Origin of the sequence: Frankia gtarii (assembly GCF_025403375.1) — a bacterium.
In the GTDB taxonomy this organism is placed as follows: Bacteria; Actinomycetota; Actinomycetes; order Frankiales; family Frankiaceae; genus Frankia; species Frankia gtarii.
On sequence record NZ_JAMPTM010000043.1, the window covers coordinates 21,937 to 32,042 of the forward strand.

General features: G+C 67.9%; 10 protein-coding genes. 4 read left to right on the forward strand and 6 right to left on the reverse strand.

Going from position 1 to position 10,106, the window contains the following annotated elements; translation table 11 throughout:
• The first annotated feature begins 4 nt into the window (after positions 1-4).
• Together NBZ83_RS09380 and NBZ83_RS09385 are read left to right on the forward strand one after the other, a co-directional pair.
• Positions 5-1,780, forward strand: a complete 1,776-nt coding sequence (locus tag NBZ83_RS09380; RefSeq protein WP_261574772.1) for an NAD(P)/FAD-dependent oxidoreductase — start codon at positions 5-7, stop codon at positions 1,778-1,780.
• 141 nt (positions 1,781-1,921) lie between these two features.
• On the forward strand, positions 1,922-3,364 hold the full coding sequence (locus tag NBZ83_RS09385; RefSeq protein WP_264763085.1) for an NF041680 family putative transposase: 1,443 nt from the start codon (positions 1,922-1,924) through the stop codon (positions 3,362-3,364).
• On the opposite strand, the gene NBZ83_RS09390 is transcribed toward NBZ83_RS09385, so the two are convergent.
• From NBZ83_RS09390 to NBZ83_RS09400, 3 genes are all read right to left on the reverse strand, one after another.
• Positions 3,361-4,662, reverse strand: a complete 1,302-nt coding sequence (locus NBZ83_RS09390) for a diaminopimelate decarboxylase (protein WP_261566368.1) — start codon at positions 4,660-4,662, stop codon at positions 3,361-3,363. The genes NBZ83_RS09385 and NBZ83_RS09390 overlap by 4 nt on opposite strands.
• A gap of 24 nt (positions 4,663-4,686) precedes the next feature.
• Positions 4,687-5,616 carry a 2-oxoglutarate and iron-dependent oxygenase domain-containing protein gene (locus NBZ83_RS09395; RefSeq protein ID WP_261553719.1) on the reverse strand — a complete coding sequence of 310 codons (930 nt, stop codon included), beginning with the start codon at positions 5,614-5,616 and terminating at the stop codon, positions 4,687-4,689.
• A 308-nt stretch (positions 5,617-5,924) separates the two neighbouring features.
• A complete protein-coding gene (locus NBZ83_RS09400) occupies positions 5,925-6,143 on the reverse strand; it encodes a hypothetical protein (RefSeq protein ID WP_261574774.1) in 219 nt (72 codons plus the stop codon).
• A gap of 193 nt (positions 6,144-6,336) precedes the next feature.
• Between NBZ83_RS09400 and NBZ83_RS09405 the strand changes: the two genes are divergently transcribed.
• Positions 6,337-6,543: a zinc ribbon domain-containing protein gene (locus NBZ83_RS09405; RefSeq protein ID WP_261574778.1), complete on the forward strand. Its 207-nt coding sequence runs from the start codon at positions 6,337-6,339 to the stop codon at positions 6,541-6,543.
• Here NBZ83_RS09405 and NBZ83_RS09410 read toward each other — a convergent pair.
• Genes NBZ83_RS09410 through NBZ83_RS09420 form a run of 3 tightly spaced genes read right to left on the reverse strand, consistent with a single transcriptional unit; the run spans position 6,482 to position 8,048 of the window.
• A complete protein-coding gene (locus NBZ83_RS09410; protein ID WP_261574779.1) occupies positions 6,482-6,868 on the reverse strand; it encodes a hypothetical protein in 387 nt (128 codons plus the stop codon). The genes NBZ83_RS09405 and NBZ83_RS09410 overlap by 62 nt on opposite strands.
• 33 nt (positions 6,869-6,901) lie before the next feature.
• On the reverse strand, positions 6,902-7,285 hold the full coding sequence (locus tag NBZ83_RS09415) for a hypothetical protein (protein ID WP_261574775.1): 384 nt from the start codon (positions 7,283-7,285) through the stop codon (positions 6,902-6,904).
• A 40-nt stretch (positions 7,286-7,325) separates the two neighbouring features.
• Positions 7,326-8,048, reverse strand: a complete 723-nt coding sequence (locus NBZ83_RS09420) for an IS6 family transposase (RefSeq protein ID WP_261574776.1) — start codon at positions 8,046-8,048, stop codon at positions 7,326-7,328.
• A gap of 548 nt (positions 8,049-8,596) precedes the next feature.
• On the opposite strand from NBZ83_RS09420, the gene NBZ83_RS09425 reads away from it, so the two are divergent.
• A partial coding sequence (locus NBZ83_RS09425) for an ATP-binding protein (protein ID WP_261574777.1) occupies positions 8,597-10,106 on the forward strand: 1,510 nt, incomplete at its 3' end.

Consider the following 10,106-nt stretch of genomic DNA (forward strand, 5'->3'; position numbering starts at 1 on the left):
AGCCTTGGCGTTGTTCCCGCAGCCGACCGCCGATCCCGCCGACGCGGTCGACACGTACGACATCGTCGTGTGCGGCGGCGGGCTTGCGGGCGCCACGCTCGCCCGCCAGGTCAAGCTGCGCCACCCGGGCGCCACTGTCCTCGTCGTCGACGGTCAGGCGTACCCCGTGCCGGTGGCGGCGTTCAAGGTCGGTGAGTCCACGGTCGACATCGCCGGCTTCTACTTCGCCGAGCTGCTCGAGCTGCGCGACTACATGGCGCAGCACCACCTGCCCAAGCTCGGCCTGCGCTACTTCTTCGGTGCGCCCGATCGGGCGCTGTGGGAAGCGCCCGAGGTCGGGCTCAGCAGGTTCAGCCGGTGCCCCACCTACCAGATCGACCGCGGGGTGCTGGAGAACGATCTGTACGAGATGAACGTCGCCGCCGGGGTCGAGATCGCGACCGGCGCCAGAGTCCTCGACATCGAGCTCGCCCCCGGGGCGCAGCCGCACCGGGTTGCGTTCCGTGACCGCGACGGTCACGAGCGTGCCGTTCGGTGTCGATGGGTCGTCGACGCGATGGGCCGGTTGCGGTTCCTGCAACGCAAACTCGGACTCCAGCGGGAGACCGACGGCATGTTCAACGCAGCATGGTTCCGGGTCCGGGGCCGGCTCGACATCGAGGACTTCGTCCCCGACACCCAGGTGGAGTGGCACGCCCGCGTCCCGGGTCGCGTCCGCTACTTCTCGACGAACCACCTGATGGGGCCGGGCTACTGGGTATGGCTGATCCCGCTCGGGTCTGGGAACACGAGCGTCGGCATCGTGTCCTCGGGCGCCCTGCAGGCCATCGAGGAGATGGACACCCTCGAGCGGGCGATCGACTGGCTGGCGCGCCACGAGCCCGCCGTGGCCGCGGGAGTGGCGCGCCACGAGATCATGGACTTCGTCGTCGCGCGTGACTTCAGCTATACGTCGAGCCTGGTGATCTCCGCCGACCGGTGGGCGTGCGTGGGCGAAGCCGCCGCGTTCGCCGATCCCTTCTACTCGCCGGGCTCCAACATGATCGCCTTCGAGAACACGGCGGTGGTCGCGCTGCTCGGGGAGGACGCAGCCGGCGCGTTCGACGAGACGCGGGCCGCCGAACTGAACTCGTTCGTCCTCGCCCAGAACGACTGGGTCGAGTACAGCATCCACAGCTCCTACTCGTACTTCGGCGAGCCGCTGATCATGACGGTCTCGTTCATCTGGGACACGCTGCTGGCCTGGACGACGGCCACGCCGCAGATCTACAACGGGATCTACCTCGATGCCGCCAAGTCCGCAGCGGTGCGCGCGGAGACGGCGAACCTCTACCCGCTCGCCCTGCGGGTCAAGCGTCTGTTCAAGCAGTGGGAGAGCCGCGCCCGACGAGGACGCCGCTTCGCGTTCGTCGACTACGCCAGCATCCCGTTCCTCCATGAGGCCTACGAGCGCAACCTCGTGGCCGGCAAGACGATCGACGAGCTCGTCGCCGACCACCGGATCACGATGACGGTCGTCGAGGAGGTCGCTCTGGCGATCTTCCTCATCGCGGTCGACGACACCATGCCGGTGCGGCGGCGGACGTTGGACGCGGCGCCATGGCTGAACGCCTGGGCGATCGGGCTCGACCCCGAACGATGGGCCCACGACGGGCTGTTCGCGCCGACGACGCCACCGCGGGACGTGTCCGGTGTGCTCGGTCAGCTCGAGCGGCTGTTCGAGCCCGACGGGGTGGACGCCGTCGGCGCGGCGACGATCGACCTCGACCTCGACCTCTGAGCTTGTCGTTTAACCTTCGAGCGTCACGTTGTGTGATAACTGCTGGTGGTGTGGGGTGGGTCGGCGTGTCGCCGTGACGTGAAACGACCTTCGGAAGATTGTGCTCTCGCCAAAGAAGCCGTGACCAAGCCGAAGGTCGTGATGGGCAGTGTGCAGGACGAACCGGGACGCGTCGAGGCTCTGGGGAGGCTGTGTCGCTTCCGCGAAGAGTTCTACGGCTGTCTGACCCGCCGGGCGGACGTGCTGTTCGAGGTGGCCGAGACGGTGCTGTGCACCGACGGGCCGGTCAGGACACTGGTCGACCTGACGCTGGCCCCGGAGCACCGTCGTGGCCACGGGGCGTTGTATGACGGGCTGAACAGCGGCCGGTTGGAGATCGGCCGGCTTCGCCGCACGCTCGCCGGTCTTGCGCTGCCCTCGGCGGCCGACGGACGGCTGGTGCTGGCGGTCGACGTCAGCTCATGGCTGCGCTCGGACGCACCGACCAGCGCGCAGCGGCTGTTCTGCCATGTTCATGGTCGTGCGAAGAACCAGTCCCAGCTGATCCCGGGCTGGCCGTACTCCTTCGTCGCCGCTCTCGAGTCCGGCCGGACGTCGTGGACCGCGGTTCCGGGCGCGGTGCGCCTCGGCCCCGCCGACGACGCCACGGTGGTGACCGCCGACCAGCTCCGGGCGGTCGTGGGCCGTCTGATCGCCGCCGGGCACTGGCATGACGGCGACCCGAACATCCTGATCGTGATGGACGCCGGCTACGACGTGACCCGGCTGGCGTTCGTCCTGGCTGACCTGCCCGTCGAGGTGCTCGGCCGGATCCGTTCCGACCGGGTGCTGCGACTCCCGACACCACCCCGGCAGCCCGGCGCCCACGGCCGTCCACCGAAGCACGGCCCCGAGTTCGCCCTCGGCACGCCCGCGACCTGGCCGGACCCGCAGCACACCACGATCACCGACACCACCCGCTACGGGAAGGCCACCGCGACCAGCTGGGATCGGCTGCACCCCCGACTGACCCACCGCACCTGCTGGATCGACCACTCCGGTGACCTACCGATCATCGAGGGGACCCTCATCCGGCTGCAGGTCGACCACCTGCCCGGTGACCACGATCCCAAGCCCGTGTGGCTGTGGTCCTCCGCCGTCACCACCACCGCCGCCACCGACGTCGACCGCGCCTGGCAGTCGTTCCTGCGCCGCTTCGACCTGGAACACACCTTCCGACTGTTCACACAGACCCTGGGCTGGACCCGACCGAAGATCCGCACCCCGCAGGCCGCCGACCTCTGGACCTGGCTGATCATCGCCGCCCACACCCAACTCCGCCTCGCCCGACACCTCGCCGCCGACCTGCGCCGCCCCTGGGAGAAACCCGCCGCAGCGGGACGGTTGACCCCCGCCAGGGTCCGCCGGGGGTTCCGGAACCTCCGCGCGATCATGCCCCTTCCCGCCAGCGCACCGAAACCCACCAAAGCCGGTCCCGGCCGTCCTCCCGGCTCGACCAACCACAGACCAGCACCCCACTACGACGTCGGAAAAACCATCAAACGAGACAAGACCATGACCAGCCGCCAACACCACACAGGTTAAAGATCAAGCTGAGACCCGCCCGCTGGAGTGAACCGTCGGGACTCGACGTCGAGCTGGGTCCTGAGATAGTCGTCCACGGTTTCGGACCGGCGGATGAGCTCGACGCTGCCGTCGCGACGGAGCAAGAGCTCCTGAGGCCGCAGCCGGCCGTTGTACTGGAATCCCATCGAATGCCCGTGGGCCCCGGTGTCGTGCATCACGGCGTAGTCGTTCTCCTTCACCGGTGGCAGCAGAATGTCTGTCGCGAACTTGTCCAGGTTCTCGCAGAGCGAGCCGACGACATCGACGGCGCCGAGGGGCCCGCGCAACTCCTGGCCGGCGCGATCGACGACCGTGATGTGGTTGTACGCCGACTTGTACATCCCCGGGCGCATCAGGTCGGACATCGAGGCATCGACGCCGACGTAGGAGCGGTACTTCGACATCACGTTCAGAACGCGCGTGACCAGGACCCCGTGCGGCCCGGTGATGAGTCGGCCGCACTCCATGTACATCTTCGGCCGGTATCCGTGCTCGCGCTCGAACGCGTCCAGGAGCTGGATCGCTAGATCGGCGAACGCCTGCAACTCGAACGGTCGCTCGCCGGGGCGGTAGGGGATCGCGATGCCGCCGCCCACGTTGACGAACTCGAACCGTATGTCGGTGGCTGCCGTGATCTCGCCGCAGACCTCGAGCAACATCTGGAGGATGGCTGCCATCCGGCGGTGACGACGTTCGTTCGATACGACCATCGCATGCAGTCCGAAACGCTGCGCACCCCGGGCGCGTGCCTCGGTGTACGCAGCGATCATCTGATCGTGCCGCAGTCCGAACTTCGCCGATCTGGGCGCCCCGATGATCGAATTCCCGAAGTTCGACGTTCCCGGGTTGTAGCGGAAACAGATCAGCTCCGGCATGCGCGGGAGCTTGCGAACGAAGGTCAGATCGTCGAGGTTGAGGATGCACCCGCCGTGATCGAGGGACTGCTCGTACTCGTCGGGGGACGTGTTGTTGGAGGTGAACATGATGTCCTTCCCCGATGCGCCGAGTCGTCGGGCCATTGTGAGCTCCGTCGTCGAGCTGCAGTCGAAGCCGAACCCGAGTTCGTTTCGAAGGATCTCCAGGATGCGGAGGTTGGGGAGTGCCTTGACGGCGTAGAACTCGCGGAAGCCGTCAATGCCCGAGAAGGCCGCATTGAACTCCTGGCCGCTCTCGACGATCCCGAGCTCGTCGTACACGTGGAACGGCGTCCCGAACTCCTGCGCGATCGAATGAACGTGAGGCAGGAGGCGCTGGGCGAACGAGGTCGACATCGGCATGGTGTGAACGCCAGTTCTCGGCCGCTACACGCCGAGCAGGGACCGCAGGAGTTCGGCGTACTGACGCCCCGTGTCGAACGGCTCATATCGCGATGGGTGCTCGTCGTCGACGAATTGGGACGGTTCGATGATCGTGCTGTAGGTGGGCCGATGCTTGAACTGGAGCGATATTCGGTCCTTCGAGACGTCACGCACTCTGTGATAGGTCGCCCGGTACCCACCGTTCGTCCATCTCTCGAGGTAGTCACCGAGGAACACGAGCGGCTCATGAGGGCGAACGGGTACGTCGATCCACCGGCCGTCGGACCCCAGGATCTCGAGACCCGGCGCGTTCTGCATCAAGATCGTGAAGAAGGCGTGATCGACGTGTGACGTCATCGAGTAGTGCACCCGGTTCCCCAGGGCGCTCCCGGCGCCGACGGGATAGTGATTGAGGCCTAAACGATGCATCGGCCTCTCCATGAGCGGATCGAAGACCGTGGCCGGCAGATTCAGAGCCAGCGCGCTCAACGAAAGGATTTCGTTGCCGATCGTCGCCAATCGTTCGAGTAGTCGGGTCGCTGCGCCGAACGGTCGGTGGTAGAGACCGGCCCAACCCCCCGTCGGGGGATCGGCGACGTAGCCGATTCGATATTGTTCACACGCCTCGCGCCCTGAATGCGTGAGGCTCCTCTCGGCCCCCACCTCGCGATATCCGAGATACTCGGTGTCGGCGCTACAACTGAATCGTCGTTTGTCGTCGAGTGGTTGCGAATAGAATCGACGTGCCTCCGCGTACACTTCTTCCAGAAGGCTCGGTGGGATGCCATGGTGTCGCAGGAAGAAGAACCCGCTCTGCTCGCAGGCGGCATGGATCGCTCGGCTCAGTCGCCACTTCTCGTCGTCGGTCGGACCGCCGGCTGTCACCGCCCACTCGACGACAGGTATCCTCGTCAGACGTTGATCGCTCGCCAACCTGAGAGCACCTCCGTGACCGTGGGCATCCATGATCGAGCGCCCGGGTTCGTACTCTGAAACCCTGGCAAGGGCCGCCTGCCGGGGCCGCCGAGCCGTCAGGCCCCGAGATGGTGAACGCGGTCGTCAACCAGCCGTTCTCGCCTCCGCACCGGCCGATCTGACGCCCCGCGATCGCCGCCCCTTTCGCCTCCGAGACGAACTCGGCTGCGAATGTCGAAGCCGTGCGGTCGACTGAGACGATGATGTCATGGAAGTCGAGTGATCGACCGGTGATCGGATGCCATGCCTTGTAGATGTTACGGTGATCATGCCGAGGTGCGGCGGGTGGCGGTGTGGGCGAGCCAGGGAAGTGCGATGCCGGCGGCGAGGGCGGTGGGCTGGTGTGGGGTGAGGACCAGGGCGATCAGGGCGGTGAGTGCGAAGAAGACGTAGGCCACGCGGGGCGCGGCATGTGAGCGCCAGGCGGTGACCGCGAGGGCTGCGAAGCCGGCGGCGCCGACGATCATCTTGGGGAGGTAGGGCACGCTGGACTCCGCCGGGCCGAGGCCGCGTGATCACATGGTGGGGCCTGCTGGTCGAGGTTCGTCGAAGATCGCCGCTTCAGTGGCGTGCGGTCGGCGAACCGGGCCGGTGTGCGTGATCGGGCCTTGAACGGCACACCAGGCGACAGATACCGGCGGACCAGTGGAGGGCAGCGCCATGAGCGAACGACTGGCGATGGATTCTGTTCGGCGTCCGTTGCCGCTGCTGGACGACGAGAGCCGTCCATTCTGGGAAGAGGGCCGCGATGGGGCGCTTTCTTTCGTGTGCTGCCGGGCGTGCGGGGCGTTGCTGCATCCCCCCCGCAGCCCGTGTGCCGATACTACCGCTCCACCGATCTTGGCCGTCGCCAAGTACCAGGACGGGGTGTCGTCGCGGGCGTGACCGTGAACCACCCCACCAGATGTGGGACCCGCGGATGCCGCCGCCGTACGCGGTGGCCATCGTCGCGCCGGACGCCGAGCAGGCCGACCACTGACAGGTCGACCGACGGCGCGACCAGCGGGGCGACATATCCGGGGACCCCGAGCCGCAACGCCAGCAGCCACACGTTCCCGAACGCGAGCAGGAAACTCTGACCGACAACCCCGCCCATGATCACGGTCGCCCCGCGAGCCGCCGCCCCCGGCCTGGCAGCCGGCCGAAGCGTATCCGTCGTGACGCGACTTTCGATATGATTCGTTGTGTACTCGCCGGTCAGCGCGCTCATCGGTCGTACCCCTGCCGACCTGCGAGAACGAGGTCATCGGAGAGGGTGACCAGTGGTGGGGTAATGGTTCGAGTCCCCCCTCGGACACTCTCGTTTGTACATGATCGCTTGAGGCTGGGCCTCGGCGATCACTCTGTGGGCTCCTGGCTGGTAGGTGAGCTGGAGTCCGAGCTGGGAGTAGATCTCCGCTTTGTCGGCCGGGTCGGCCTCGGTGAGAACGGCGACGACGTCGCCCATGGCGGTGACCATGTCGATGATGTCCTGTTCGGTCATGCGTCGGCGGCCGGTGGTGGCCCGTAGCTGGGCCTGGGCGGCGGCGCGTTCGGTGGTGGCTGTGGCGGTCCAGCGGGCTACCAGGGTGGGGTCGGTGCCGGCTTCGAGGGCGAGCCGGTAGCGCTCGAGCTGGGTCTGTTGCATTGTGGGCGGTTGGACATGGCTGTTCCTGCCGAGCCGGTGATCAGATCGCGAGGGTGAGCTCGGCGAACGCGGTCGTCAGTCGGAGTCGTGGGTCGGTGTCGGTGTCGGTGCCGAGTTCGTAGTGTCCGCGGCGGATGTTCTGAACCAGCGCATTCCCTGCGCTGATCGTCTGGGCGGAGCGCAACCGTTTCAGCCCGCGCATCGGCCGAAGCCGGGCTTTGAGCCGGCTGTGGTCGGATTCGATCCGGTTGTTCGCCCGGGCGACGTCCACATGGTGGGCGGCGGGAAGCTGTTCGTCGAGGACCCGCGGATAGACGGGTGCCCGGTCGGTCGTCACCTCGACCGGCTTCCGGCTGTGGGACAGCGCCCGGGTGAAGAACCGTCGGGCCGCGGCCAGATCCCGGTGCTCGGCGGCCAGCACGTCGATGACCTGCCCGACCTGGTCCACTGCCCGGTACAAGTAGGTCCACCGGCCGACGACCTTGACGTAGGTTTCGCCGACGAACCACCTGTCCCCGGTGCTGTGTCGGCAGGGCCGGGCAGCCTCGACGAGCAGCGGAGTGAACCGCAGGACCCGGCGGTAGATCGTGACATGATCGACGGTGATGCCGCGTTCCGCGAGCAGCTCCTCGACGTCGCGGTAGGACAGGCCGTACCGCAGGTACCACCGGGCTGCCAGGACGATCACTTCCGGTGGGAACCGGAACCCGGCGAACTCCGAAACCGGGACGGCTGGTCGGACGTGCTGGCAACGGCGGCGCATCGCCTGATCATGCCGGCCGCCGGGGTGGACCGCAGCCCGCGCAACAGACCCCCCACGCCGCCCGCCGCCGCTACCTTGCCAGAGGGTCGCCGCCGCGCACGCCGCCGGCAACGCGCCGGTCGCGGCGAACGCTACTGCTCGACGACAACGAGATCACCGTCATGGCAGGCCGCCTCCATGGCGGCCCGCGGCTACGCCCACCAGCGTGATTTCGACGGTGCGGTGACGACGCCGCTGAGCGCCGAGCAGACAGCGCCCGAGGAACTGCGCCACAGCCCGCGGGCACACACGCTGGTATCGGCGCTTCTGGACGCGAGCCGATTGGTCCCGGTCTCCTCTTGCCAGCCTCCCCGCTACGATCCGACGCAGCCTTCTGCGACATACTGCCCTGAGGGTTTACAAAAGTTAAGATTCGGCCGATGGTTCGTGGGCCAGCCCGTGGCGGCCCAGTTGTTCTGGCGGGCCGAGCCGCCGGTCGCTGTCCCGTACCCGATTGACATCAGGTGATCATGACTGACCCCTCATCGCCAGTGGCACGTCATGCGACGATGTCCGGGCGGTACCTCGCCGGGCTGGCGGCCCGTCTCGCCGACCGTCACCGGAAGGAGACGGCGGTCGTGGCCGTCGCCCGCGGCCACGCCGATCAGCTTCGTGCGCAGCTGGCACAACGGGACACCCAGTTGGCGGAGTGCCAGCTGCAGCTTGGGCGCCTCCAGGAGCGGATCGGGGGACTGACCGCAGACCTCGCGCAACGGGATCAGCGAGTCGCCGAGCAGGCCGAGACCATCGGTCAGCTGGAGAAGCGGCTGGAGGTCGCCGAGCAGGCGTTGGGGTTCATCTCCCACGAGGCGCTACCCGCGTTGATCGAGGGCACGCATACGCCCGCGTTGCCGGCGGCCCTCGACGGCAACGCCGACATCGTGGCCCGCTACGACGGCATCGCCGGCCAGATCGTCGAGCTGCGCGACGCGCTGCGACAGGCACAGGAGGCGCTGCGGATCGGTGAACGACGAATCGTCGCCTGGGAGGAGGGTGTGCGATTCGTCACAGACCGCCAGCTTCCCGCCTTGGCCGCCGGTGATCTGGTTCCCGTACTGCCGGACGCCGCCGGTGACGAGGCGATCGTCGGGGTGCTGGACCGGATCGGCGCGGTCGTCGCGAAGCTGGTGGAGCAGGCCCACGATCGTTTCCGGGACCGCGAGGAGGCCCTGCGGGCCGCGACGGTCGGGCTCGCGCGCAACGTGCAGGCCGTGTCCCACCGGGTGCAGGAAGAAGCCACGGCCATGGTGCTGGCGCATCCGACGACACCGGATGTGCTCGAGAGCGGCTACCGCGTGGACCATGCGGCCGCGCAGCAGGCCCGTTACGCGCAGAACCTCGCGGTGCTGTGCGGCGAATCGCCGGGCCAGCAGTGGCAGGAGCCAGTGGCCGTAGCCGACATCGTGACCGCGGCTGCCTCACGGATCATCGCCTATCAGCGGGTGCACGCATCCGGCGGCCCGGACACCGCGGTTGTCGCTCACGTCGCCGAACCGCTCATCAGCGTCATCGCCGAGCTGTTGGCCAACGCGGCGCAGTCCTCGCCGTCGACGACCGAGGTGCTGGTCGGAATCCGGTCGGTGCAGCGCGGAGTGGTCTACGAGATCGACGACTGTGGCGTGGGCATGGAGGAGTTCCGCCTGAACCGGGCGCGGGAGATCGTCTCGGGACGCCGGCCCGTGCGGGTGGCGGATCTCGGCCAGACGCCGCAGACCGGCCTGGCGGTGGTCGGCGAGTACGTGCGTCGCCACGGGCTGCGGGTCGATCTCAGCGAGTCGGTCTACGGCGGCGTCCGGGCGGTGGTCTTCGTGCCCGACGAGCTGACCGAGCTGTTGAACCCCGCCACACGCCTTACGCGCGGCCACCACCGGACCGGGTCTGCGGCCGTTGGCACGCCCCCGGCACCCGGCGCCGTCTCCCCGCCCGACCCGGCCTCGACCACGGGGGAAGATCGCCCGTCGAAACCGGTGCTCCCGCAACGCCGATCGCCCCGCCATGCCGCGCTCGCCGAGAAGGCCC